Origin of the sequence: Streptomyces aurantiacus, from assembly GCF_001418335.1 — a bacterium.
Taxonomy (GTDB): Bacteria; Actinomycetota; Actinomycetes; order Streptomycetales; family Streptomycetaceae; genus Streptomyces; species Streptomyces aurantiacus.
In genome coordinates this window covers 1-25,577 of sequence record NZ_LIPP01000135.1, presented here as the reverse complement: position 1 = coordinate 25,577, position 25,577 = coordinate 1, and the positions used below count along the sequence as shown (strand labels likewise).

General features: G+C 71.3%; 21 protein-coding genes and 1 pseudogene. 7 read left to right on the top strand and 15 right to left on the bottom strand.

Annotated elements, in window-relative coordinates; all coding sequences use genetic code 11:
• Positions 1 to 12 precede the first annotated feature (12 nt).
• The 4 genes from AOK01_RS19070 to pdxR form a co-directional block, all read right to left on the bottom strand.
• Positions 13 to 2,694 (bottom strand): DUF7824 domain-containing protein, encoded by a 2,682-nt coding sequence (locus tag AOK01_RS19070; RefSeq protein WP_079103550.1) that lies wholly within the window; start codon positions 2,692 to 2,694, stop codon positions 13 to 15.
• Between the two features lie 92 nt (positions 2,695 to 2,786).
• On the bottom strand, positions 2,787 to 4,190 hold the full coding sequence (locus tag AOK01_RS19065) for an SWIM zinc finger family protein (protein WP_107099849.1): 1,404 nt from the start codon (positions 4,188 to 4,190) through the stop codon (positions 2,787 to 2,789).
• A 218-nt stretch (positions 4,191 to 4,408) separates the two neighbouring features.
• Entirely contained in the window at positions 4,409 to 5,992 is a 1,584-nt protein-coding gene (locus AOK01_RS19060; protein ID WP_055513241.1) for an alkaline phosphatase D family protein, read from the bottom strand.
• Positions 5,993 to 6,207: 215 nt separating this feature from the next.
• Complete coding sequence (pdxR, locus tag AOK01_RS19055; protein ID WP_055513239.1) at positions 6,208 to 7,671, bottom strand: MocR-like pyridoxine biosynthesis transcription factor PdxR; 1,464 nt, start codon at positions 7,669 to 7,671, stop codon at positions 6,208 to 6,210.
• Between pdxR and AOK01_RS46760 the strand changes: the two are divergent.
• Positions 7,662 to 8,084, top strand: a pseudogene (locus tag AOK01_RS46760) (EamA family transporter); the annotation flags it as partial. The gene pdxR and the pseudogene AOK01_RS46760 overlap by 10 nt on opposite strands.
• A gap of 525 nt (positions 8,085 to 8,609) precedes the next feature.
• Here AOK01_RS46760 and AOK01_RS41320 read toward each other — a convergent pair.
• Positions 8,610 to 9,440: an alpha/beta fold hydrolase gene (locus AOK01_RS41320; RefSeq protein ID WP_079103548.1), complete on the bottom strand. Its 831-nt coding sequence runs from the start codon at positions 9,438 to 9,440 to the stop codon at positions 8,610 to 8,612.
• A 197-nt stretch (positions 9,441 to 9,637) separates the two neighbouring features.
• Between AOK01_RS41320 and AOK01_RS19045 the strand changes: the two genes are divergently transcribed.
• Positions 9,638 to 10,540 (top strand): RNA polymerase sigma-70 factor, encoded by a 903-nt coding sequence (locus tag AOK01_RS19045; RefSeq protein ID WP_055513235.1) that lies wholly within the window; start codon positions 9,638 to 9,640, stop codon positions 10,538 to 10,540.
• Positions 10,541 to 10,806: 266 nt separating this feature from the next.
• On the top strand, positions 10,807 to 11,568 hold the full coding sequence (locus AOK01_RS19040) for a GntR family transcriptional regulator (protein WP_055513233.1): 762 nt from the start codon (positions 10,807 to 10,809) through the stop codon (positions 11,566 to 11,568).
• 163 nt (positions 11,569 to 11,731) lie between these two features.
• On the opposite strand, the gene AOK01_RS19035 is transcribed toward AOK01_RS19040, so the two are convergent.
• From AOK01_RS19035 to AOK01_RS19025, 3 genes are all read right to left on the bottom strand, one after another.
• A complete protein-coding gene (locus AOK01_RS19035; protein WP_055513231.1) occupies positions 11,732 to 12,889 on the bottom strand; it encodes an ROK family transcriptional regulator in 1,158 nt (385 codons plus the stop codon).
• A 102-nt stretch (positions 12,890 to 12,991) separates the two neighbouring features.
• Positions 12,992 to 13,660, bottom strand: coding sequence for a response regulator transcription factor (locus AOK01_RS19030; protein WP_055513229.1), 669 nt, complete (start codon positions 13,658 to 13,660; stop codon positions 12,992 to 12,994).
• A 58-nt stretch (positions 13,661 to 13,718) separates the two neighbouring features.
• Entirely contained in the window at positions 13,719 to 14,873 is a 1,155-nt protein-coding gene (locus AOK01_RS19025; RefSeq protein WP_055513227.1) for a sensor histidine kinase, read from the bottom strand.
• 108 nt (positions 14,874 to 14,981) lie between these two features.
• On the opposite strand from AOK01_RS19025, the gene AOK01_RS19020 reads away from it, so the two are divergent.
• From AOK01_RS19020 to AOK01_RS19010, 3 genes are all read left to right on the top strand, one after another.
• Positions 14,982 to 16,022: an ATP-binding cassette domain-containing protein gene (locus tag AOK01_RS19020; protein WP_055513225.1), complete on the top strand. Its 1,041-nt coding sequence runs from the start codon at positions 14,982 to 14,984 to the stop codon at positions 16,020 to 16,022.
• 2 nt (positions 16,023 to 16,024) lie between these two features.
• On the top strand, positions 16,025 to 16,750 hold the full coding sequence (locus tag AOK01_RS19015; protein WP_055513222.1) for an ABC transporter permease: 726 nt from the start codon (positions 16,025 to 16,027) through the stop codon (positions 16,748 to 16,750).
• A 97-nt stretch (positions 16,751 to 16,847) separates the two neighbouring features.
• The gene (locus tag AOK01_RS19010; protein ID WP_055513303.1) at positions 16,848 to 17,294 is read left to right on the top strand and encodes a hypothetical protein; all 447 of its coding nucleotides are present in this window, start codon (positions 16,848 to 16,850) and stop codon (positions 17,292 to 17,294) included.
• Positions 17,295 to 17,334: 40 nt separating this feature from the next.
• Here AOK01_RS19010 and mug read toward each other — a convergent pair whose 3' ends face one another.
• Complete coding sequence (gene mug, locus AOK01_RS19005) at positions 17,335 to 17,907, bottom strand: G/U mismatch-specific DNA glycosylase (protein WP_055513220.1); 573 nt, start codon at positions 17,905 to 17,907, stop codon at positions 17,335 to 17,337.
• Complete coding sequence (purB, locus tag AOK01_RS19000; protein WP_055513218.1) at positions 17,904 to 19,343, bottom strand: adenylosuccinate lyase; 1,440 nt, start codon at positions 19,341 to 19,343, stop codon at positions 17,904 to 17,906. The genes mug and purB overlap by 4 nt, the downstream gene beginning before the upstream one ends.
• A 317-nt stretch (positions 19,344 to 19,660) precedes the next feature.
• Between purB and AOK01_RS18995 the strand changes: the two genes are divergently transcribed.
• The gene (locus AOK01_RS18995) at positions 19,661 to 20,191 is read left to right on the top strand and encodes a transposase (protein ID WP_157871363.1); all 531 of its coding nucleotides are present in this window, start codon (positions 19,661 to 19,663) and stop codon (positions 20,189 to 20,191) included.
• Positions 20,192 to 20,216: 25 nt separating this feature from the next.
• Here the strand turns inward: AOK01_RS18995 and AOK01_RS43585 are convergent, their stop codons facing one another.
• The 5 genes from AOK01_RS43585 to AOK01_RS18975 all read right to left on the bottom strand — a co-directional run.
• Positions 20,217 to 21,044, bottom strand: a complete 828-nt coding sequence (locus tag AOK01_RS43585) for a hypothetical protein (protein WP_157871361.1) — start codon at positions 21,042 to 21,044, stop codon at positions 20,217 to 20,219.
• Positions 21,041 to 21,352: a hypothetical protein gene (locus AOK01_RS18990; protein ID WP_055513214.1), complete on the bottom strand. Its 312-nt coding sequence runs from the start codon at positions 21,350 to 21,352 to the stop codon at positions 21,041 to 21,043. The genes AOK01_RS43585 and AOK01_RS18990 overlap by 4 nt, the downstream gene beginning before the upstream one ends.
• Before the next feature lie 385 nt (positions 21,353 to 21,737).
• On the bottom strand, positions 21,738 to 22,307 hold the full coding sequence (locus AOK01_RS18985) for an IS110 family transposase (protein ID WP_055513212.1): 570 nt from the start codon (positions 22,305 to 22,307) through the stop codon (positions 21,738 to 21,740).
• 79 nt (positions 22,308 to 22,386) lie between these two features.
• The gene (locus AOK01_RS18980) at positions 22,387 to 22,890 is read right to left on the bottom strand and encodes an RICIN domain-containing protein (protein WP_055513210.1); all 504 of its coding nucleotides are present in this window, start codon (positions 22,888 to 22,890) and stop codon (positions 22,387 to 22,389) included.
• A gap of 128 nt (positions 22,891 to 23,018) precedes the next feature.
• The coding region (locus tag AOK01_RS18975; RefSeq protein ID WP_055513209.1) for a LuxR C-terminal-related transcriptional regulator at positions 23,019 to 25,577 on the bottom strand (2,559 nt) is incomplete at its 5' end.

Below are 25,577 nucleotides of genomic sequence, written 5' to 3'. Positions count from 1 at the left end.
GGTGCGACTGCGTCAGGCGGCCACCTCCTGTTCCAACGCCGTACGCAGCCGGCGAGCCTGCGTCACGAGCCGGGACGAACCCCGTCGCTCCGCCACCGGCCCGAGGTGTGCCACGTCGCCGCGCGCTTCGGTCCGCTCGGCGCACTCCGCGGCGACGGCCAGCAGTTCGCCGAACCCGCGGGCGGCCGGAGCCGCGCCCTCCGACGCGAGGTCCGCGAGCAGCACAGGCAGCGCGGCCCGGAGTATCGACCAGACGGTGCCGTACGCTCCGGTCGTCGCCGCGGTCTGTACGGACTCGGCCAGCCGCAGGGGCTTCACCGCGCCGCGTCGCACCAGCTGTGCCAGGTCCGTGCCGAGCTTCTCGGCGTCCAAGTGCCCGCGCGCGGCGAGGACCAGCAGGGCGTCCACCGCGCTGAGCCGGTCCTCCGGATGGCGCGCGCCCAGCCCGTACGCCACACAGAGGTGCACGGCCTCTCCCGCTTCGCCCTCCGCCTCGGCGATCAGCGGCAGGACCGCGGCGGCGCCTCGCGTGTCCTCCACCGCGACCGTGGCGAGCTCGCGCATCAGGCGCGCGGCCACCATCTCCCGCCACCCGGGCAGCACGGCCAGCCAGTGCTGCTGCTCGACCGGGTTCCAGTAGTGGTGGCAGTATCTGCGCGACCCGTGGACACCCACGGGCAGGCCGAGCTGACGGAACGCCTGGGGGAGGTCCTCCGGCAGTCCGTCGAGTTCGCCGAGTTCGAGCAGGATGTGCGTCGCCGAGACGCGTCGTCTGCTCGTGGGCGTCGCCAGGCCCTCGCCCGTGAGCCATCGGGCCAGCCGCTGGCCCTCCGTCGTGCCGAGCGCGGCGGCCCGCTCGGCGGCGGACGCGGCCACCGCCCGGTCGTCGCGGCGCAACCGGAGCAGCGCCTGGGTGAAGTCGGCCTCCCCGGGCCTTGCACCGAGCCGGTGGTACTCGCCGAGGCGGGCCACCAACTCGTCCGGCTCCAGGAATCCCGACGACCAGGTGGGCGTGGCCAGGAGGAACGGCAGCGGATCGGTCCGTACCCGATGGGCCGCCTCCCACAGGCGCGCGTCGAGGACGGCGGCCAGGGCGCTGTGCACGCAGTTGTTCGACGTCGGCCCGTGCCGGTCGGCCCGCTGGAGCGTGGACATACGCACCCTGCCGAGCAGGGCCGCGAGCACGAGCTCAAGGCCGTGCGGCGCGTTGCGGAAGTACTCGTCCGGCGAGTGGTGATGACGCTCGGTGTCCATCCACCAGCTCCGTGCCGCGACCGGCCGCAGGGCTTCGGCCAGCTCCTCCCGGCGCAGGTAGGCGTGCCGCACCAGACCGTCCAGGGCGCGCTCGAACGCCGCCGTGTCACCGTCGGCGGACACCAGCAGGGCCCCGACCTCCTCGGCCACCTCGGTCACCGAGTCCGGCGCGGGCGCGAGCCGTGCCGGCAACGGCACGGGCGGCAGCAGCTCCAGATACGGCTGCGGCGCGAGGTCGGTCGCGTCAAGGCCCAGGGCCGCGACGGCACGCGCTCGCAGTCCGGCGCTCAACTGGACGGCGCCCTCGGCCACTTCACCGCGCGCCCGCGGGTCCACCGCGCCGATGTGCCGCTCCACCAGCTTCAGCGCGCGCTCCTGCACGTCCGTGTCCTCGTGCCCGAAGGCCTGCGCCACCGCGGGCAGCAGCTCGGCCGCGCTCGACGGGTCGCGCCGGAGCGCCTTCCCGAGGAGCACGAGCTGGGCACGCACCATCTTCTTCTCCGGGCGGAACAGCACGACGGAGGTCATCTCGGCGAGCTGACGGGGCGTGGCCTCGCCGGCCAGGGCCAGAGCGCCGAGTACCGACTGGGCGTGCGACGCCACGGCCGAGGCCGCGTGGGAGACGAGCGCCAGCCAGTCGGAGGCACGCTGCCGCTCCTCGTCCCGGCTCGGCTCAAGTGCCTTGAGAAGCTTGAGGAAAACGCGGCAGTCGGATGCCACGGAGCCGCGCAGCAACCTGGCGACGCAGGCGTCGATCATGACCTTCCGGTCGAGGAACCCTTCCTCGGTGAGCGTCGCGAGAGCGTTGAACCAACTGTCCGGACCGTCACCGAAGAGCCAGTCCAGGTGGCTGCCGATGTCCGGGATCTCGAAGAGGGCGGGGACGAGCTCCGCCATGTACGGATCCTGGCGAAGGCGCTGCAGGACGGTGTCGCCGCGCTCCCACAGACTGCCGATCTGCTCGACCCAGCCCACGACGTAGGTCTCCGTCGTCGGCACCGCGCAACGGGACAGCCGTACCAGTCCCGCCATCAGCTCGTAGGGCACCTGGGAGGTCTCCGGGCGGTCGGCGAGTCGCCGCGTGAGGTTGCCCAGCCAGTCCTGCCCCCGGTCGCCCAGCACATGGAGCAGGACCGCGGGAGACGCCTGCGACCAGCGCATGTCCGCCGCGGTGAGCCAGGTCGCCGCCCCGGCCGCTCCGGTGTGGCAGGCCGCCCCGGCCGCGTGCAGTGTGGGATACGCCTCGCGGGACCTGGCGTCCCAGGGCGCGACCCGCAACTCCTTGCGCAGCTCCTTCAGCACGGGCAGACAGAGCCGGCGCTCGGCGTCCGTCATCCCGTCCAGCAGACTCACCACCTCGCTCGTCCGCCCCGCCCGTACGGCCTTCAGCAACGCGTCACTCACCGACACCGCGTCACTCACCGCCACCGCCACCGCCACCGCTCCACTCCCGCTCACCGACACCGCCCCGCTTCCGCTCACCGACGCCTCGCCCCTCACCGAAACCCCCTCGCTCACCAACACCTCACCGCTCAACGCACACCCCCGTCGAGCAGAACCTCAGCCTGTCCGGACGGCGCGCCGCGGCGGACCATCCGTACCGCCAGCGCGTGCTTGCACGGTCCGCGCCCGCCCCGGTACTTGGCCCACCACAGGCAACTGCAGCTCAGCACCCCCGCGTCGTCGCGCACCCGCTGCGCGTGCCCGTCCTGCGCGGTCACCGTGCCGAGGACGCCGTCCAGGACCACCGCGCCCGCCCTCACGAGGTCCCGGGCGGCCCGCAGCCGGGGGTTGTGCCGCTCCACCCGCTCGGCGTCGTAAGGGAGTTCACGATGGAAGTAGGCGGCTTCCGCGGTGTCGTAGCCCACGCGTCCCGAGGTGCCCAGCCGGACGAGGGCCGCTCGTACCCGCTCGGCGGACAGACCCGAGGCGGCGGACAGGTCCCCGACATCGATCCTGGGCTCCCACGCCAGCAGCACCGCTGTCAGTTCCGCGTCCTCGGCCGCCTCGTCGGTGGCCAGCGCGTCGAGCACGCCACCCTCACCGGAGAAGCCCCGGGAGGCCTCCGGGGACAGCGTCAGCGTGAGCCGCATTCCGGGCAGCGCGACCTCCCAGGCACTGGCCGCCGCGGCGGACCCGGTGAGCGCGGGACCGTACACCCGCAGGGCCGACGCATGGCGGAGAACCCTCTGGAGGGCGATCAGCCGCTCGGGGCCGGGGAGACAGACGGCTCCGGGCACCGGCCGGGTCGTGGGCCGCAGAACGCGTCCCGCGGGCACCACCCACTGCGCACCCCGGGAGGCGCCGCGCGCGTCGGCCCGGGGCAGCGAGCGCAGGAACCGTACGGCCTCTGCCGCGGGCAGTTCGGCCCGCAGGTCGAAACCGGCCGCCGTCACCTGGGCCTCGGCGAACCCCCGCAGCCAGCGGTCCGGCAGCGGCACCTTCTTCTCCACGACCGGACCGTCCAGGGTGGTCACGGCCATCTCGTCCGGGCCGACACGCAGGTGCAGCGGATCGTCGGAACCGATCCTCGACAGGGCGTCCCGCAGCGGGTTGTTGACGTCGACGTTCGTCGTGCCGTGCCCCACCTCGCCGCCGTCCAGACCGGCCGCCAGCACGTCCAGACGCGCGTACACTCCGCCGCAGCCGGAGAAGGACTCGAAGCGCAACCGGTCGCCGTTGCCCGTGACCACCGGGTCAAGGGACGACCGCAGCTGCCGCTGGTAGTAGCGCGCACTCGCCACGTCGGCGACCGCGAGGAGTCCCGCCGACGCGACCTGAGGCGACGTCAGGAAGCCCGCGAAGAAACGGGGATGGTCCTCGACACCGTGGGGTGTCGTCCCCCGCGAGGTCTCAAGTCCCAGGCGCTGTCCGCCCGGTGCGGATTCCAGCGTGGAGGGTCGGGTGTAGGCCACGGCCTGCATCGATCGCGTCATGGAAAAACCGTAGAGGCGACCACTGACAATCGCTCTGACCTGTGGAAACGGGAGACTCGGGAGCAATGTGAGACCCGGGAACACGGGAACAACGGGGAACCCGGGAGCCCGGGAACGCAGACGTGCCGCGTACTGGGGGATGACGCCGGTACGCGGCACGGGGTACGAGAGTACGGGAGCCGGGAGTACGAGAGCCGGGGTGGCGTGACGCAGGCGAACTACTGCCCCACGCGCCCCGGTTGCAGCACCTTCGTGAACAGCACCGATCCGCCGGTCGCCCGCAGACGGACCGTCAGTTCACCGCTGCCACCGTCGATGTCGACCTCGCCGAAGTACTGGGGCGACTCCATCGGTGAGACGTTCGACGTCGTCGGCGCCTTGACGAAGACCCGGTCCGGACCGAACGTGCCGTCCAGCGCGTTCGCCGGGAAACCGCCCGCGGCGAGCGGCCCTGAGACGAACTCCCAGAACGGCGCGAAGTCCTTGAAGGCCGCACGCGAGGGGTCGTAGTGCTGAGCCGAGGTGTAGTGCACGTCCGCCGTCAGCCACACGGTGCCGGTGATCCGGCGGTGCTTGACGAACCGCAGCAGCTCCGCGATCTGCAGTTCGCGTCCGAGCGGCGCGCCCGGGTCGCCCTGCGCGACGGCCTCGATGTCCGTCGAACCGTCGGGTACGACCAGGCCGAGCGGCATGTCGGAGGCGATCACCTTCCACACCGCGCGCGAGCGTGCCAGCTCCCGCTTCAGCCAGGCCAACTGCTCCGCTCCCAGGATGCCGGTGGTGTCGTCGGTCTGCCGGCCGGGGGAGTTGGCGTTGCGGAACGTACGCATGTCGAGCACGAAGACGTCCAGCAGGGGACCGTGGCGCACCACCCGGTGCACCCGGCCCTCCGCACCGGTGGCGGGCAGGGTGGAGATCGGGAAGTACTCGCTGAACGCCTTGCGGGCGCGGGAGGCCAGCGTGTCGACGTCCTTCACCGTGTAGCGGGCGTCGGTGAGGATCTCGCCCGGGTACCAGTTGTTGGTGACCTCGTGGTCGTCCCACTGGGTGATCGTCGGAACCTGCGCGTTGAACCGGCGTACGTTCTCGTCGAGCAGCGAGTAGCGGAAGTTGCCGCGGTACTCGGCGAGGGTCTCGGCGACCTTGGACTTCTCCTCGGTGGTGACGTTCCGCCAGATGCGGCCGTCCGGCAGCGTCACGGACGCCGACAGCGCGCCGTCCGCGTAGATCGTGTCGCCGCTGCACAGGAAGAAGTCCGGATTCAGGCGACGCATCTCCTCGTACGCGTAGAGGCCGCCGATGTCCGGGTTGATGCCCCAGCCCTGGCCCACGATGTCGCCGGACCACAGGAACCGGACGTCCTGGCGCCGCTTCGAGGGCGCGGTCCGGAAGGTGCCCGGCACGGGCTCGCCGGTGCGGCGGTAGTCGTCCGGGTCGGCCAGCGTCACCCGGTAGTGGATCTGCTCCCCGGCCGGCAGGCCGTGCAGCGGGACCGTACCCGTGAAGTCCGTGCCGGCGCCCAGGAGCGGTCCGTGCCATTTTCGCGGCCTGCGGAACGACTCGGTCGCGGAGGTCTCCACGATCATGCGTGCGGGGCGGTCCGAGCGGGCCCACACCAGGCCGGAGTTCGTGGTCACGTCGCCCGCCTGCACGCCCCATCGCGCCTGGGGCCGCCCCGACAGGGCGAACGCCGGAGCCGCGGCGCCGACGGCGGAGGGCAGCGCGAGTGCCGCCGACGCGGCGAGCGAGCCGCGCAGGACACTGCGACGGCCGGGGAACGGGCTCGGCGGACGGTGTGACATGGGGTGCCTCCTGGGACGGGTTCGGCCAGTGTGCACGGCTACACCTACTGGTACGCCGCAGCGCACACGGAAACCGCAGGTGAACAACTCGCTCCGCTGGATTTGGCGGAGGTAGCGGCGCTCGGTGGATATGTGCGGGTTCGTGGGGGCTGGTCGCGCAGTTCCTCGCGCCCCTCAAAAGCAGGCTGGGGGTGTTGTCGTCGAGTGGCTGGTGGCTAGTGGGATCGTGTCGCGTTCGCCATCAGGTGGATTCCCTCGCGGATGTGTGTCGGGGACACGTGGGCGTAGCCGAGTACGAGACGTATCACGTCATTGCCGCTGTCGGTGCCGTGGTGGTCGGACATTGTTCGTGTGTAGGACGTGAGGGAGCGCACGGCGATGCCGGCCGAGGCCGTCGACGTGAGGAAGTGGTCGGGTGGACCGTAGCGGGCGGGCAGCGCGGCGATGGCGTGGAGGCCGGCGGCGATGCCGGAGACCTCCGTCCCGGGAAAGTGTTCGGCCAGGGCCGTGACCAGCGTGTCGCGGCGCTCCCGGTACGCGCGGCGGCAGCGGCGGAGTTGGCGGTCGTAGTCACCGCGTTCCACGAAGCGGGCGAGCACGGCCTGGTCGACGACGGGATTGCCGAGGTCCATCGTGCGCTTGCGTTCGACGACCTCCTCCGCGAGCGACGCCGGTACCAGCAGCCAGCCGAGCCGCAACCCCGGCGCCAGGGACTTGCTGACGGAACCCGTGTACGCGACGTGCTCCGGATCGAGCCCCTGAAGAGCCCCCACGGGCGCCCGGTCGTAGCGGAAGTCACCGTCGTAGTCGTCCTCGACGACGAGGCCGTCCACGGCACGTGCCCAGTCGAGGAGTTCCGCACGGCGTCGCGCCGAGTACGCGATCCCCGTAGGGAACTGGTGCGAGGGCGTCGTCACCACGACCCGTACCCCCGACGCCCACAGCACCCCCATGTCCAGCCCCTCGTCGTCCAGCGGCAGCGGTACGACGTCGAGGCCGGCCGACGCGTACAGGGTCCCGTGCTCGGGGCTTCCGGGGTCCTCCACGCCCACGGCACGCACCCCGCGCGCGTGGAGCACGAATCCGAGCAGGGTGGTCGCCTGGGCCACCCCGGAGACGACCGCCACCCGCTCCGGATCCGCGACCACTCCCCTGCGCCGGGTCAGCAGCTCGGCGAGTGCGGTACGCAGCCGGGGCAGCCCGCGCGGATCCGGGTAGCCCAGTGTGTGATGCGGCAGTTCGGCGAGCACCCCGCGCTGCGCGGCCGACCACGCCGCGCGCGGGAACAGCGACAGGTCGGGCGTACCGGGCACGAAGTCCGCACGGGCGCCGCGGTCGCGCGGAGCGAGGTCCCGCGCGCGTGGGACGGCCGCCCGCACGGCCCCGCCGACCCAGGTCCCGGCACCCCGGTCGCTACGGAGATAGCCCTCCGCGGTCAGCTGTTCGTACGCCTCGGTGACCAGGCCCCGGGACACCCCGAGATCCGCGGCGAGTTCACGGCTGGACGGCAGACGGACACCCGGCGTGAGCAGGCCCGAGCGGACCGCCTCCCGCAGGGCGGCCTGCAGAGCACGGCCACGCGCGCGTGCCGGCGCCGAAGCGGCGGGCAGGAGCACTTCCCAGGCGCCGGCCCAGCCCACCGCCGCGGGCGGATCCGGATTGGTCCCCGATGACGTCATGGAAGTGGACCTTAAACCGGACCGCCGTCCTACGTAGCGTCACTTCCATGAACGCCACCACCACACGCGGGACCCGCGGGATGCTGCTCGCGGCGCTCGCCGCCGTCCTTGTCGGAGGCTCCTTCACCGCCAACAGCGTCCTCGGCCACTACCCGTACGCGGGCGGCCAGTTCCTGCGTTACGGCCTCGCCTGCCTGCTGCTCCTCCCGCTCGTCGGACGGGGCGGCGCGGCACCCCTGCGCATGCTGACACCGCGCCGATGGGTGCGTCTCGCGCTGCTGGCGGCCGTCGGCATGGTCGGCTTCAACCTCGCCGTGATCGCCGCGGAACGCTCCGCGGAACCCGCGATACCGGGTGTCTTCGTAGGCTGCGCCCCGGTCGCCGTGGCCGTCCTCGTTCCCCTCCTGGAGGGCCGCAGGCCCCAACGGATCGTCCTGTACGGATCGTCGTTGGTGGCCGCCGGCGCCTTCACGGTCCAGGGCTGGGGCCGTACCGACGGCGCCGGAATCGCCTTCTCGGTGTGCGCGCTCGTCGGCGAGATCGGCTTCGCGGTGCTCGCCGTGCCCGTCCTGCGGCCGCTCGGACCGCGCCTGCTCTCCGCGACGGTGTGCGGGCTCGCGGCGGTCGAGTCGGCGGTGGCCGGGGTGCTCGTCGACGGCCGCGCCTGGCTGCGCATGCCGGACTCGACGGAGGCCGTCGCACTGCTGTGGCAGGCGGCGATCGTCACGGTCGTCGGCTTCGTCTGCTGGTACATGGGCATGCAGCGCATCGGCGCGGAGCGCGCGACGCTCTTCTCCGGCCTCATCCCGGTGGCCGCGGCCTGCACGGCCCCGCTCGTCGGAACGGGCTCCTACGGAGCGGCGCAGGCCGCGGGCAGCGCGCTGGTCGGCGCCGGAGTCGCCCTGGGGTCGGGCGCGTCGATCCGGCGGAGGCGAAGCTCAGCGGCTGCCGTCCAGGATGACGCGCGCGACCAGCGCGGGGTCGTCGTTCATCGGGACGTGCCCGCAACCGGGCAGCCGCACCAGCCGGGCCCGGGGAATGATCTGCTTGGCGCGGACTCCCTGGCGGCGTACGAGGATCCGGTCCCGGGTGCCCCAGGCGACGGTGACCGGAAGGCCGGGGACGTCGTCCGTGAACTGGACCGAGGCACCCGCCCTGAGCGTCTCGGTGAAACCCTCGGCGCGGGCCAGCGCGAGGGTCTCGGCGACCACCGCCTCGGGTGAACGGCGGGCCGGGCGCGCGTAGATGCTGCTGGTCAGCACCGAACGCCCGGTGGCCGACCGCGACAGCCGCTCGATCATCGGGAGCGGCATGCTCCGCGCGGCCTGCCGCATCGCCGTCAGCAGACCGAACGCGTAACGCCGCTCGACGGGCGACCAGAACCCGGCGGGCGACAGTGCCGTGACGGACCGTACGAGCTTCTCGCGGCCCAGCTCCAGGGCCAGCAGCCCGCCCAGGGAGTTGCCCGCCACATGCGGCCGGTCGAGCTCCAGCGTCTCGCACAGCGCGGCGAGCGCCGCGTTCGTCGTCGCCAGATCGTGGGCGAGCCCCTCGGGCAGCGCGGGGGATTCACCGAAGCCGGGCAGGTCCACCGCGATCACGTCCCGCTCGGCCGCCAGGAGGCCGACGACCGGGTCCCACGCCTGCCGGTGATGCCCTATCCCGTGCAGCAGCAGAAGCGGCGCGCCGCTGCCCACGCGCCGGTACGCGAGGGTCACGGTCCGCGGGCCGTGCGAAGAGGGGACGGTGAAGGAGACCGTGTCGGCCATGGGCTGCTCCTCGTCTGGAACCGACTGACTCCTAGACACCTTGTCAGCAATTACTACCCGCGGGTAGCCCTGGGTGGCGCCGAGGTCCGGGATGTACGTCCCTCAAGGTGCCACGCCGTCTGGGAGTGGCCCCCCGGGACTCGCCACCCTGGCTTACCGCCTGGACACGGCCTGACCTGTCGGGATGGGATGGACTCGTGGCTACCGACACCGTGACCGAGGTCTTCGAAGAGCACCGTCCCGTTCTGATGGGCGTCGCCTACCGGATGCTCGGCCGGGTGGCCGACGCCGAGGACGTGGTGCAGGAGGCGTGGCTGCGCTGGTCCGGCGCCGACCGCTCCGATGTGCGCGAACCACGCGGCTACCTCGTGCGGATCACCACCCGGCTGGCCATCGACCGGCTGCGGCTGGCCCAGGCCCGTAACGAGGCCTATGTGGGGCCCTGGCTACCCGAGCCGTACGTCACCGACTTCGGGGACACCGTCGCCGACACGGCGGAGCGGGCCGTCCTCGCGGACTCCGTCTCGCTGGCCGTCCTCGTCGTCCTGGAGTCCCTCTCGCCGCTGGAGCGCGCCGTGTTCGTGCTCCGGGAGGCGTTCGGCTATCCGTACGCGGACATCGCGGTCACGCTCGACCGCAGCGAGTCCGCGGTGCGCCAGCTCGCCGGGCGGGCCCGCAGGCATGTCGAGGAGAAACGGCCGCGCTACGAGGTCGATCCGGCCGAACGGCGCGATCTCACGGAGCGGTTCCTCGCCGCGGCCACAGAGGGTGATCTCGACGGGCTGATGTCCCTGCTGGCTCCGGACGTACGCCTGGTGGGCGACAGCGGGGGCCGGGCCCAGGCGCCGCTGCGGGTCCTCGAATCCGCCGACAAGGTGGGCCGCTTCGTCGAAGGGGTCTCTCGGAAGGGCGTGGCGGACGCGACGTTCCGCTTCCTGGAGGTCAACGGCGGACCGGCGATCCTGGTGCTGTCCGGCGGCAAGCCCGACAGCGTCCTCCAGGTGGACGTCATGGACGGCCGAATCCAGTGTGTCTACATCATCCGCAATCCGGAGAAGCTGCTGTCCCTCGGTGTCGACCCGTCGACCGTTACTGACTGACTGACTGACTGACGCAGACCGGCAGGGCGCTGTCCGGCCGAAGCCTCCGTCCTGGTGACGGAGGCTTCGCCGTTGTGTCACGTACCGGGCGTTTCGCGAATGTCGTATGAACGCTGTGCGGTAACACGTGTGTGCGAGCTGTAACGGATCGAGGATTGGTCTTGACCAAGGGTGGGGGCCGCCATATGGTCGCAGGGATAGTGCAGGAACCTTTAATAAACAAGGGCGCTAAAAGCCGCCGGGACACGGCGATTGCGGAGGACACGGTGGGGACCACGCAGTTGGATACGGTGCCGGAGCCCAAGTACTGGCATCTGAGGACCGTGCTCAGCGAAGCACTGGACTCAGAGTTCTCGGTGGGCGAGATCCTTCCGAACGAGCGCGATCTCGCGGCCCGGTTCGGCGTCGCGAGGGCCACACTCCGCCAGGCGCTGGAGCAGTTGGAACTGGAAGGCCGGCTGCAGCGTCGCCGCGGCGTCGGCACGACCGTGGCACCGCCGCGCGTGGGCGTGGCCGTCGGATCCGAGCAGCACACGTGGCCTGGCGCGTCCGGCGACGCCTGGCAGCCCGCGGACTGCGCGGTGGCGGTCCCGCCCGCGGCGGTGGCCCAGAGCCTGGAGATCGACCCCGACGAACAGGTACACATCGTGCGCCGTTCCCGGGTGACGCACGGCCAGCCGGTCGCGGCCGAACTCCTCTATATTCCCGCGTCGTCCGTGCCCGACCTGTCGGGCATCGACGCGCCGTCGGGCACGGCACGCGCGCGTGGGGTACTGCGCGAGCTCCAGCGCCTGGAGCTGGACGGTGACGACCGCGCCGTGGAGCTGGGCTCGGCCGGCGCGGACGACGCGAAGGAACTGGACCGGCTCCCTGGTGCCCCGGTCCTCGTCGTCACGACCCGCTTCTTCGCCGGGGGACGTACCGCGGCGGTCTCCGTCGCCACCTACCGCGCCGACACCTGCCGGCTGACCTTCGGGGACTCCGTCGGTGTGGAGATCCACCACGACCCCGAGCGCCGCGCTTCCTGACCGGCGGTCACCTTCTCGCGTGCGTCGCGTCCCGGACTTCGGGGCGCGACGTTCTGCTGTCGGGGTCCGTCGGCGCCGACGCTTCAGCAAGCCAGCAAGCTGGTTGGTAGGTCGGCAAGTCTGCAAGTCGGCGAGCTGACCGGCCTTCCGGACGGAGCGGGTCTCAGCGGCGGGCCGTCACCGTGCCCTCCACCGCGAAGAGCTCCTCCTCCACGTGGTCGAGAGCCAGTCGCAGGGCGCCTGTCGCCACGGCCGCCTCGCCCAGGAGGGACAGCGTCACCCGGGGCGGCCGCAGACAGTAGCGGGCCAGCTCCTTGCGCAGCGGCTCCAGGACGTCGTCGAGGCCCGCCGCCCAGCCGCCGATCACGACGAGTTCGGGGTCGAGGGCCAGGACGAGCGCGGCGACGTCGTGCACCAGACGCTGTATGAAACGGTCGACGGCGGCCCGAGCCCGTTCGTCCCCCGCGCGCGCGTGCGTGAAGACCTCCGCCACCGCCTGCTCGTCGAGCGGATGCAGTGGCTCGTCGGTCGTGGACAGCAGCGTCTCCGGAGTGACCTCGCGGCCCAGCAGGTGCAGCGCGCCGATCTCCCCCGCCGCGCCCCCGTAACCGCGGTGCAGCCGCCCTCCGATGAGCGAGCCGGCCCCGGGGCTCAGCCCGGCCAGCACGAACACCATGTCGTCGGATTCGGTGGCCGCGCCCTTCCAGTGCTCGGCGACCGCCGCCGCGTTGGCGTCGTTCTCCACGAGCACCGGGCACTTGAAGGAGCGGCGCAGCCGTTCGCCCAGCGGCAGGCCCGTCCACTCCGGCAGCGCCGTACCGAGGCGTACCGTGCCGTCCGCCTCGACGATGCCGGGCGAGGCCACCCCGACGGCACGCAGGGAGCCGCGCGAGACTCCGGCGCGGCGCAGCAACTCGGCGACGGCCGTACGCAGCCGTTCGAGCCGTTCGTCCGCCGACGCCGTCTCGCAGACGTCCTTGGCGAGCGAGCCGAGCACCCGGCCGTCCAGATCCGACAGGAGTACGGACACACGGTGGGAGCCGATCTGCACCCCCAGCAGGTGGCCCGCCTCCGCACGGAAACGGAACCGGCGCGCGGGCCGCCCCTGTCGCCGTGCGGCACTCTCGTCGGCCGCGGTCTCGACGACGAGCCCGCCGTCCATGAGCCCTTCGACGACGCCCTCGACGGTGGGCCGGGACAGCCCGGTGACCTGCGTGATCTCGGTGAGTGTGGCGAAGTCCCTGGCCCGCAGCGCGTGCAGCACCACCGCGGAGTTGATCCTCCGCAGCAGAGAGGGGTCCCCGCCGGTCAACTGCCCCAACGTCCGTCCTCCCAGCTCGTGCGCGTGTTGGTTGGCCGGATCGTACTCGGCACGGCGGGTCCCGGCGAGTGCCGGGGATCACCTCCTTGGCCGAAACCGGAATCAGCCGGGCGCCACGAACCCCGACTCGTACGCCGTGATCACCGCCTGCGTGCGGTCCCGGGCCCCCAGTTTCGCCAGTACGGCGCTGACATGGGACTTCACCGTCTCGGTGCCGACCACCAGCCTCGCGGCGATCTCCGCGTTCGACAGGCCCCGTGTCATCAGCCGCAGTACCTCCTCCTCGCGCCCGGTCAGAGCCGCCCTCTCCAGAGCGGCCCGGGCCGCGGGATTCCCGTCACCGTCACCGTTCCCGTACTCGGCGGCCAACCGCCGTACCGAGGCAGGGAACAGCAGCGACTCGCCCGCGGCGACCAGACGCACGGCGTGCACGATCTCGGCCGGCCTGGCCCGCTTCAGCAGAAACCCGTCGGCTCCCGCGCGCAGCGCCTCGTACACGTACTCGTCGTTCTCGAAGGTCGTCACGACGACGATCTTCGGCGGGCGGTCGACGGTCCGCAGCACCGCGCGCGTGGCCTCGATCCCGTCCATCAGGGGCATGCGGACGTCCATCGCGACGACATCGGGCCGCAACTGCCGCACCAGCGGGATCACCGCCGCGCCGTCCGCGGCCTCACCGACGACCTCGATGTCGGGCTGCGCCTCCAGAACGGCCCGCAGACCGGCTCGTACGAGGGGTTCGTCGTCGACGAGCAGAACGGTGACCGTCATCCCACCACCCTAGATCAGCTGTCCTACCACCGTGGATCAGCTGTCCCACCACTCCGGATCAGTGCAACGGCAGCTCGACGTGCACTTGCCAGTCCCCGTCGGCCGGGCCGGTTCGCGCCCGGCCGCCGAGCAGTGCGGCGCGCTCCCGGATGCCCCGCAGACCGCTGCCCCGGCCGGGCCCCGGTATCTCAGCCGTCAGTGGGTTGCGCACCTCCAGGGCGAGCGTCCGGTCCTCCACCGCGATACGGATGCGGACGGGCACCGAGCCCGCGTGGCGCAGCACATTGGTCAGCGACTCCTGGAGGATGCGGTAGCCCTCGCGGGAGATCGGTCCCGGCACGGTCTCCAGAGGGCCCGTCAGTTCGGCGTCGATCTTCGCCCCGGAGACCCGCGCGGACTCCATGAGCCGGTCGGCCTCCACCAGCGTCGGGCGCCCGCTCACCGGCCGTCGCGACTCACGCAGCACGCCGAGCACCCGCTCCAGGTCCTCCAGCGCGGCACGGCCGGTGTCCTCGATCGCGAGCAGGGCCCGGTCGGTGAACTCGGGGTCTCCCGCGGCGCGCGCGGCACCCGCCTGCACCACGGCCACCGTCAGCGCGTGGCCGATCGAGTCGTGCAGCTCGCGGGCGATGCGGGTGCGCTCCAGGAGTTGCTCGGTGCGCTCCTCCAGCGCGGCGACCCGCTCGGCCGCCGACGGCCCGAGGAGGCGGCGTGCGACTACCGTGACCAGCTGCCCGAGACCCACCACCATTCCGTACAGGGCGAGCAGCGGCAGCGGCGCGAGCAGTGCGTACGCCCAGTGCGCGTGTGACACCGGCAGGAACGGATTGTCGTCCGGCACATGGCCGGTCGAGATCCGGATCAGATCAACGGCGATCAACGGGAGCCAGACGGTGGCAGCCGCCATCACCCATCCGAACGCCATGCGCGCTTCCAGCCACACCACGGTCCGCAGCCGGTCCCGCCAGGTGGCCGACGGGGCGACCGAGATCGCCGGGTCATGTCCGCCCCGTGTCAGCATGAACTGCGCCTGCACACCCTCGCCGCGACGCACGGCAGGGATCAGCCCCAGCGGGACGACCATCAGCGCGGTCGCCCACGGCCTGGACAGGTCGATGAACAGCCATACGCTTGTGGCCAGCATGGGAACCCACAGGTGCACGAAGCGGGTGTACGTCGTCGCACGGGTCAGCGGGCGCAGCAGGTGGGCCATTGCGTCATCGTGACACCCGGTACCCGCAACGGGCCTCCCCCCAGCGAGGGAGACGTCCTCCCCGGGCGGGGGAGGACCAAAGCCCCTGCCGGCAGCCAGCCTTGAGCCATGACCAGCATCGACGTCCAAGCACTCACCAAGGAGTACGGGACCACCCGAGCCGTGGACCGGCTGACCTTTCGTGTCGAGCCGGGCCGGGTCACCGGCTTCCTCGGTCCCAACGGCGCCGGGAAGTCCACCACCATGCGGCTCGTGCTGGGCCTGGACCGGCCCACGTCCGGCACCGCCACCCTCGGCGGCAGGGCGTACGCGGCGCTTGAGGAGCCGTTGCGTCACGTCGGCGCCCTGCTCGACGCGCAGGCCGCGCACGGTTCGCGCACCGCACGGAACCATCTGCGTGTGCTGGCGGCGAGCAACCGCCTGCCAGGTCACCGCGTGGACGAGGTCCTGACGGAGGCGGGGCTGGCCTCGGTCGCCCACCGCCGCGTCGGGACGTACTCCCTGGGCATGCGTCAGCGCCTGGGCATAGCCGCGGCACTCCTGGGCGACCCGCCGGTGGTCCTGCTGGACGAGCCGTCGAACGGGCTCGACCCCGAAGGCATCATCTGGATCAGGGGGTTGCTGCGCCGGCTCGCCCGGGAGGGCCGCACCGTGCTCGTCTCCAGCCATCTGATGAGCGAGACCGCGTCGTTCGCCGACCACCTCGTCGTCCTGGGACGCGGCCGGCTGCTCGCCGACACGGCGATGCGGGAGTTCATTCATGCACGGGTGGATCCCCGGGTACTGGTGCGCACCACGGACGGCGCGGCCCTTCACGACCTGCTCGCACGGCACGGATACGACGCCGTGAAGGCCGAGGATGAGGGTGAGGGTGATGGCGAGCTCGAAGGCGGAAGCGGGGGCGGGGAAGAGAGCGGGGGGCAGAGTGCGGGCGAGCGGTGGATCGTGCACCACGCGCGCGTGGAGGACATCGGCCGCCTCACCTCCGGCGCGGGCCTGACCGTCCTCGAACTGGCGGCGGAAGAAGCCACGCTGGAGCAGGCCTACCTCGATCTGACGGCCACGGAGGCCGAGTTCGCAGCCCAGTCCCCGACTCAGCGCCCGACTCAGCCCTCAGCCCAATTCCCCGCCCAGTCACAGGAGGCCTGACCGTGTCGTTCGCACCCGTACTCCACTCCGAGTGGCTCAAGATCCGCACCCTGCGGTCGCTCGTCGCCGGACTGGGTGCCGTCGTCCTCGTCACCGCGGCCTTCTCCGCCCTCGCCGGGCTCGACAACTCCGGGGACACGGACTTCGATCCGATGTTCTCGGCGTTCTTCGGTGTCAATTTCGGACAAATCGCGGCGATCACTTTCGGCGCGCAGGCCATGTCGTCCGAGTTCCGGGGAGGCGCCCTGCGGGTCTCGCTGGCCGCCGTACCCCGTCGCGGACGGTGGTTCGCGGCGAAGGTGACGGCCATCGGCGCGCCGGCCCTGGCCGTCGGCCTCCTCTCCGGGTGCGTGAGCCTGGCGGCGGGCAGAACCGTCCTCGGCGACCGGGCCGACGGGATGAGCTGGGGCGAAGGGCTGAGGGGGGCCGTGGGCTGCGGGATCTACCTGGCCCTGATGGCGCTGTTCGCGGCCGGGCTGGCCGCGCTGCTGCGCAGCGGCGTCGCCACACTGAGCATCCTCATACCCTTCCTCCTGCTGGTTTCCTTCGTGGTCGGAGACATGTCCGGGAACGCCGCAGACTTCCTGCCCGACAGGGCGGGACAGGTGGTGCTGCACGAGAACTGGGACGGCACGCTCGGGCCGTGGACCGGCCTTGCGGTGACAGCGGTGTGGACGTCGGCCGCACTCCTGGCCGGAGCACGGGGCATTCGCCGCCGGGACGCGTGAACTTGGGGACGCGTGAATGCCGAGATTCGTGGCCCCGGACATCCGTTGTCACCTGACGGGACGCCAAGTGTCAGTGGTGACCGCTTTACTGGACTTCATGACCACTGAGCGACACCTCGCCACGATCGACGAGCTGTGCGTCCGCGACTTCCCCGCGGTGCACGGTTGGTCGGAGGTCGGCGCGGGGGGACCCGGCTACCACTTGGTGGTGCTGGAGACGACGCGCGATTTCGGTACGGGTGACCAGTCCGGGCGGGAGGAGATCGCGGACCAGTTCGGCGCCTACAGAGACGGCGTGGCGCAGCGCCTGGGTGAGCGCTGGGGCGAGGCGGAACCAAAGAGTCTGGACGGTGTCTTCCTGCGCTCCGAGGACCCGGGCGAGGAGATACCGAAGCCGTGGGCCTACCTCAGCGCCTACGTGAGATACGTGGACCTGTGGGAGGCCGCCGGCACCGGACGCTGGGTCGCCGTGGGGGTCTCGGAGCCAGCGGAGGGAGACGAGTTCCAACTCTTCGCGCTGGTCACGGACTTGGCGCCGCCGTGATCGACCGGATCGACCGGACACGGACAAACCTCTCGGAGTGCTACTGATCCTGCGCGGCCTCTCGCGGACCTTCGGACGCGGCCTCCCGCAACCGGCCGAACTCCTCCGCCATCGTCGTCGCCGTCCAGTGCGCGTTCAGGCCACTCGGGTTGGGCAGCACCCACACACGAGTCGAGCCGAATGTCCGCTCCTGGGGCCCGATCACGGCCCGTCGGTCGTCGAAGGCCGCCCGGTAGGCGGTCACACCCACCACCGCGAGCCAGCGTGGCCGCAGCCGTCCCACCTTGGCGGCGAGCAGCCGCCCGCCCTCCCGGTACTCGTTCGCGCTCAGCTCGTCGGCCCGGGCGGTCGCCCGCGCCACCACATTGGTGATGCCGAGTCCGTATGAGAGCAACTCGCCCTGTTCGGAGGGCTTCAGTAGCCGGGGAGTGAAGGAGGACAGGTGCAGAACCGGCCAGAAGCGGTTGCCGGGGCGTGCGAAGTGGTGGCCCGTCGCGGCCGTCATGAGACCGGGGTTGATACCGCAGAACAGCACCTGGAGGCCGGCCGCGACGACATCCGGCGCGAGCCGGTCGCGGGCGGCCTCCAACTCGGCCGCGGTGAACCTCGTCAGAGGATCGCCCCCGGCGTGTAGCCGGCGGCCTCCGGGTGCTGCTTCAGGATCTCCTCGACGCGGGCGACGACCGCCGTCACCTGGTCGGCGGCGGCCCCCGTGAAGGACAGCTTGTCGGCCATCAGTACGTCGAGCTGCGCGCGGTCGAGCGGGATGCGCTCGTCCGCGGCGAGCTTGTCAAGGAGTTCGTTGCGTTCGGTGCCCTGCTCACGCATGGCGAGGGCGGCGGCGACGGCGTTCTCCTTGATGGCTTCGTGCGCGACCTCTCGGCCGACACCCGCGCGCACCGCGCCCATCAGGACCTTGGTCGTCGCGAGGAACGGCAGGTAGCGGTCCAGCTCGCGCGCGACGACCGCCGGGAAGGCACCGAACTCGTCGAGGACGGTGAGGAAGGTCTCCAGCAGACCGTCCAGCGCGAAGAACGCGTCCGGCAGCGCGACCCGGCGCACCACCGAGCAGGACACGTCGCCCTCGTTCCACTGGTCGCCCGCCAGTTCGCCCGTCATCGAGGCGTAACCGCGCAGGATCACCATCAGGCCGTTGACGCGCTCGCAGGAGCGGGTATTCATCTTGTGGGGCATCGCCGAGGAACCGACCTGGCCCGGCTTGAAACCCTCGGTCACCAGTTCGTGCCCGGCCATCAGCCGGATGGTCTTGGCGATGGACGAGGGGGCCGCGGCCAACTGCACCAGCGCGGTCACGACCTCGTAGTCCAGCGAGCGCGGATAGACCTGGCCCACCGACGTGAACGCCTGCGAGAAGCCGAGGTGCCGAGCGATCCGCTGCTCCAGGTCGGCGAGCTTCGCCGCGTCCCCGCCCAGCAGGTCGAGCATGTCCTGAGCCGTGCCCACCGGGCCCTTGATTCCGCGCAGCGGATAACGGGCGAGCAGTTCCTCGACCCGGCCGTGTGCGACGAGCAGTTCGTCGGCGGCGGTCGCGAAACGCTTGCCGAGGGTCGTCGCCTGCGCCGCCACGTTGTGGGAACGGCCCGCCATGACCAGCTCGCCGTACTCACCGGCGAGCTTGCCCAGGCGCGCGAGGACGGCGACCGCACGGTCGCGCACCAGCTCAAGGGAGAGCCGGATCTGCAACTGCTCGACGTTCTCGGTGAGGTCCCGGGACGTCATGCCCTTGTGGACGTGCTCGTGCCCGGCGAGGTCGTTGAACTCCTCGATCCGCGCCTTCACGTCGTGCCGCGTGACCTTCTCGCGCTCGGCGATCGAAGCCAGGTCGACCTGGTCGAGGACCCGCTCGTAGTCGGCGAGGGCGGCGTCGGGCACCTCGATCCCGAGGTCCTTCTGGGCCCGCAGCACGGCGAGCCAGAGCTGACGCTCCAGCCTCACCTTCTGCTCGGGGGACCACAGGGTGGCGAGCTCGGCCGAGGCATAGCGGCCGGCGAGGACGTTCGGGATACGGGGCTTTGCGGGCGCAGTCACGTGTACGGAGCATACCCGCTGTGTATGGGGGTCTCTGCGGGTCTCCACCGTCGAGGTAGAGGCCATCGGGGTTCACAGCGTCTGCCTCTGGACGCAGAGTCCGTGAGAAAAGTGTGAGAGATCCAGCAGGGGTAGCCCGCGGACAGACAGAAGCCCCCGGCCTACAGACACTGTTGGGAAAGTCGGGGACTGAGCGTGACGTCGGCCTTCACTGCCTGAGTGTGGCGGGGAAGGCCGACGTTGTGTTCGGGGAGGGTGTCACTGCGGCAGCGGGGCTGGGAGAGATTCCGGCGCAGACGGCGCAGGTGGCGTGGACGGTGTGTCCGAAGCACACGCTGGCGAGGCGGCTGCGGGATGGGTTCGCGGAGGTCTTCTCCGCCGAGGACGTCGGGCAGCTCTTCCCGGCGGTGGGCCGTCCAGCGGTTCTGCCTGGAGTGCTGATGCTGGTCACGGTGTTGCAGTTCGCCGAAGGGCTGTCCGCCCGGCAGACCGCGGAAGCGATCGGCAGGCGGATCGCTGGAGAACATCCCTTCGCCGTGGCGCCGGAACTCCTCGACTGCGTGCACGCACGAGATCGGCGGCGTGTTCCCCGCGCTGGCCGGGCTGCTGTGAGCGTGGGCCGCTATCGAGTGGTCTTCACCGATGCCGCACGGCAGGCTCTGCGTGAGCTGGACGGCGCCGAGCGGCTGGCGGACATCACCCCGGGAGCGCTGTCACGGGAAGCGCTGAGCGCGCTGCTGTCCGGCACGACGCCGGGCACCCTGCCGGAGGCCTGGAAGCGCTGGCGGCCGATCCCTACGGCGGGCCGACCCTGGCAGGGATCGTCGGGGCGAAGGACGACCGCATGAGCCTGTTCGGAGCGCTGGCGGTCATCTACATGGTCAGCCCGGCCACACAACCCCCGTGATCGCTGTCACCGCCAATCCGGGCCTCAAAAGCACGTAACACCCTGCGGCGGGGGCAACTCGATGCAGTGGCAGCCGGAGAATTGGGTGCAGCAGCCGCAGCCGGTGTCGCACATCGATGACTGCAGGTGTCCGCAGGTTGAAAAAGCGGCATGCCGGGGCTGATGCGGCAATCACTCACCTGCGGCTGTCCCGTGGCAGGCTGGCACCCACACAGCCGGGTGCCATCTTTGCCGAACGGCCACGGATAGGCGTAGGTGTCGCCTCTGAAGCAGTCGCGCAGGTCGTGTGGTGCGGCCGGAGGATCGGCAGGAACGGCGAGGGCATAGGCGAGCGAGTCGATGGACGTCGCGTACTGCTCAGCCCACTGCGTCCAGTCCGCCGCGACGTCCGCCCGGCGGGCTGCGGAGCAGAACGCCCGGATGTCCTCCGCCAGGCGCCAGCGTTCCACCTGACCGGTGAGAACTGCCCCGCGGTGCTGCGTGATCTGGGCTGTACGGGCCTGGCGCAGCGCCTTGTACCAGTTCCGCTTGCGTGCGGCCTCTTCCTCTTCCTTCGGGATGCTTCGCTGTTCGGCGTGTACGGCAACCTGGTCCAGGTCGCGCAGGAAGTGACCGAGCCGGTCCTCCAGTTTCCACCGTGCGCCGTCCGCGCAGCTGTAGGCCGGGCTGTAGTAGCTGTTCAGCTGGGGGGGACGCGATTCTGAGGCGGCCGTCGGGATGGTGGTCGTACTTCGGGGGCTTGCGCGCCCAGGGATTCTTCTCGAGGTTGCGCAGTTCCTGGGGTGTGGGCTCATGGGGCACTTTGCTCGTCCACGATCTTCAGGACCATGTCGCCTTTGTCCCGGCCCGTGACCCGCAGCTTGCAGCCGTTGGGGACATGCCCGTGCTGCAGTGCGCGTTGGTAGGCCGCCCGCCAGCGGGCGCGGGTCTTGGGCCCGCAATCCGGCACGGTAAGTGTTCCGCCGGTTTCACGGATCCGGACCAGCAGCGCAGGCCCGTCCGCCGGTGCGAGAGCAGCCTGGGCCGGGTCGTCCTTCAGCCGCGGCTTCTGCGCTTCCGCCTCCTTGGGATGCTTCCCGTGCTTGAGATAGAAAACGGCCATCAGCCGTGACGACCGCGGTCCGACGACCTGCGCTTCCGTAGCCGGTCTTCACCAGCGTCCGCTGCTGAAGCGCCCACAGCACACCGCTGTGTGCGCCCTGTACCTCGAACGCCTTCGACGCTGCCGCCACCTGCTTCAGCAGCTCCAACTGTTTGTCACTCAGCGAATACTTCACAGCCCCTGTCCCCTTCCCTGCCCGCCGTGTGCGCCGGGCCTCAGCTGAAGGGAGTAAGACGCAGCCTCCACCGGGCCTGCAGCCGGAATAGGAAGATGTCCCCCCCTGCGGGTCACGTTCTGGCGACACCGGCAACTGAACCTTCCAACCGTCCCGGCGGTAACCGCAGAACGCGACCGAGGGTGGGCGTGCCGTGGCGTCGGCGCGCGGTCAGGCGGTTCGGGCGAGGTAGCGCTTCAGGCAGCGGATGATCTCCCGTTTGGACAAGCCTTCGGCGGTCCGGCGCTTGAGGTACTCCTGGGTGGCAGAGTCCCAGCGCAGACGGGAGAGCACCGCCCGGAACAGGGTTGCGGTGGCCTGCCGGTTGCTGCCGCGGTTGAGCCGGCGGCGGCTGGTCTTTCCGGAAGACGCCTCGACAGGGCTGACCCCGCATAAGGCAGCGAAGGACGCCTCGCCCCTCAGCCGGTCGGGGTTGTCCCCCGCCGCGATGAGCAAGGCGGCCGCCGAGTCCGGCCCGATGCCCTGAAGCTGCAGCAAAGCCGGCACCGCCTGCGCGATCAGGCCGGTCATCTGATCCAGGGCGTCCTTGATCTCCGCGTCGAGGTATTGGATGCGCCGTGCCGGTCGGCGCAGGGTGTGGACGACGGCGGACTCGGCAGCCCCGAGTCCGTCCTGTGCGAGCGTGGTGCACCAGGCGAGGAGCCGCGGCACGGCCAGGCCATCCAACGGTTCGCGCATCCCCGCAGGAGCGTTGGCGAGGACGGCCTTGAGCTGGTTCACGGCCTGGACGCGCGCCTTGACGGCAGAGTCCTTGCCGATCTTCAGAACTCGGACCGCCTCTGAAAGCCGCGGCTTCGGGTCAGCCGAACTGCCAGTTCTGACTCTGGGTTCCCGTTGTACCGCAGGGGAACTGGATGATCCCGGCCTTGTCGGACAGGCTTGAGTTGGCAACCGTCGCGCATTTACCACTGTGGCGCGCCACCAGCTGGAACCCCACGCCCACTTGCTGAAGCTGCCACTGCTGACTGAATTCGGAGTTGCAGCCGTTCTGCACCACAACCGCCCTGTCGTTCGTGCTGTGGTCGCGAACGTCCAGGCACTTGCGGCTGTTCTGGTTGATGAGATGGTAGAAGCCGTTGCCCTGGGATTCCCGTGTCCACAGTTGGTTGCCGTTGCCGTTGCACCCGTACTGCTCGATGCCTTGGTTGTCACGGTTGCTGTTCTGCGGAACGTCCAGGCACTTCACACTCTCGGAGTTGATCGCCAGGGTGTATGTCACCGCGGACGCGGGTGTGGCCGTGAAGCCGAGGCCGAGCAGTGCGGTGGCGCCGAGAACTGTCGCGGCTCTGCGGTACTTGGTCATTTTTTTTCTCCTCTTGGACAGTCGTCGCCATGGCCACTGCCACACGTTCCTGGGGGCAGTGGCCGGCGTATCCCCGGAGGAGATCCTGCTCGTGCCGGTGGGGAAGCACATGAGCAGTCGTTACTCAGCTATGCGCCGGGGGATGGTGCCCTGAGGGTCTGGGCCAGTTCGCGGCGGGTGGTGACGCCGAGTTTCGTGTAGGCGTGGTGGAGGTGGTTGTCGACGGTGCGCACCGACAGGGCCAGGGATCGGGCGATGTCCATGCTGGCGTTTCCGGCTGCGGCAAGCAGGGCTATCTCGCGTTCGCGGGTGGTGAGCGGGGCGGTGGCCTGGGCGGTGGTCAGAAGTGGAGTGCGGGCGCCTTCGCAGCGGGCCAGGACTGCGGCGGCCCGGTGGGCGGCTGCTGAGGCGCGGCGGGATTGGCCTGTCCGGCGCCAGGCGGCCGCGGCCGCGGTGGCCGCCTCGGCGGCGAGCAGGTCGGCGCCGACGGCCTGGCACGCGTCGGCCGCCTGGCGGAGCTGGTCGGGGTCATCGGCGGCCAGCGCCGTCGCCAGCTGAGCCCGGGCGGGGGCAAACGCCCCGTCGCACCTCTGGGCCAGTTCGGCCAGCCGGTCCGCGGCATCCTTCGCTCCGCCGAGACGGGCGACGTCGGTCAGCAGCAGTGCCTCGCCGGTGAGGTGGCCGGTCGAGCGGGCGGCGCGGGCGGCGGCGGTGAGCACGGACCGTGCCTGACCCAGGCGTCCGCGGGCGGCCAACAGCCATGCCTCGCCCAGGCATTCCTCCCCGGCGGACAGCAGGCCCGGTGCCAGCGGCGGCAGGATGCGGTGCTCGGCCAGCGACGCTTCGGCCGCGTCCAGGTCTCCCAGCACGGCCGCGCAGGCGGCGAGGCCGCCGAGCACCGGGCGCAGGGCCATGGCGTGGTCGAAGGTGCGGGCCAGAGCGGCGGCCTCGGCCCACCATCGGCGGGCGGTCGCCGGATGGCCGGCCAGCCACTGGGCGCGGCCGAGGAAGACCGCCATCCAGACCCGCACAAGGGAATCGGCGGCAACCAGTTCGGCGTAAGCGCGCTCGCCCTCCCGGCGGGCTTCGGCCGGGAGACCGGCTTCGGTGAGAGCGAGGACCAGCGGGATGCGCTGGACGGCGGGATGGGAGACCAGGGCGTGTTCGTCGACGTGCCGGTGGGCGGCGTGGGCGCGCTCCGCCCAGGTCGCGGCCTCGCCGGTGCGGCCCACCAGTGCCAGACCGAACGGCTTCATCCAAGCGCCTCGGAGCCAGGCGTTGACGTCGGAGGCATCGTCGACCTCGGTTTCCAGGTCCTCCAGCAGGGCCAGCCCCCGGACGGGCCGGCCGGACGCGATCCGCATGAAGCCCTCATTGATCTTGAGCTTGCGGCGGCCCGCCGGACTGCTGATCCGGTCCAGGGCAGCGACGTTGATCGCGAGTGCCTCGGTGACGGGGGCGTTGCTCCACAGCAGGTTCGTCGTCCGGACCAAGGCCACGGCCAACTTGTCCTGCTCGCCGATGGCATGGGCGTCGGCCCGGGCGAGCACCGCCTCGGCCTGGTCCCAGCGGCCCATCTCGAAGAAGGCGTTGCCGAGCATCAAGCCGGTTGCGGTGGTGCGGTGCATTTCGGGCAGAGCCTCCAGGAGCGTGACGGTCTGCGCGTAGTCGTGCGCGTGGCGAGCCAGTACGGCGGCCTGCGTGAGAAGGGCGGGGTCGGCGGTGCCCGTGGCGGCCAGCCGCCAGGTGGCGATGTGCAGCAGGTCACCGCGGCGGCGGGCGCCGAGGGCCTCGACGCGTGCGGCCTGGTCCAGCAGCAGGGCCCGGCGGCGCAGGACCGGCAGACCGGCTCGCAGCACCTCGCCGTACAGCGGGTGAGTCAGGGAGACGGTGGTGCGCCGCCGGTCCTGGGTGACACGGATCAGCCCTGCCTGTTCCAGGGCTGCCACCACCTGCGGCGGGGCGAGGGCTTCGGCATCGGCCAGCGGCAGCGGCTCGCACAGTGCCAGCAGTTCCAGGACAGGGCGTCCGGCAGAATCGGCGGTGGCCAGCCGGGTGCCGATCACTTCGGTCAGCCGCGCGGTGCCCGGCAGTCGGCCCTCGCGTAAGTGCCAGATCTCCCCGTCCTCGGTCAGATCCCCGGCGGTCAGGGCGCCGAGAACCAGTTCGCGCAGGTACAGCACGTTGCCGCCGCTCGCAGCCGACAGCTCGTGCAGGGCGCGCCGGGCGACCGTCCTGCCGAGCGCGGCCTGCAGCAGCGCCTCGATCTGCTCCGTGCTCAGTACGGGCAGGTCGACCCGGTACACCGTGTCCCCGCCCCGCAGCGCCGCGACGGCCTTCCCGTACGGCTCGCCGCTGCGGACGGTGCCGATGAGCAGAAGCACTCCGGAGTCCATCAGCTCCCGCAGCAGCACCGCCGAGGCCGAATCCAGCAGATGCATGTCATCCACCAACAGCGCCCACCGCCGCCCCGGCCCAGCGGCCAACCGCTCGGCGACGGCAGCGAACCCGGCAACCGGGTCGGACAGGTCCACCCCGGCGGGCAGCAGATGCGCGATCGCCCCCAGTGGCACCGCACCCGCCGCGGCACTCGCCGTGGCCCGCCCCACCCGGAAACCCGCCGCCGCGGCCCGCTCCAGGCACTCCTCAGCCAGCCGGGACTTGCCCACCCCGGCCGACCCGCCCAC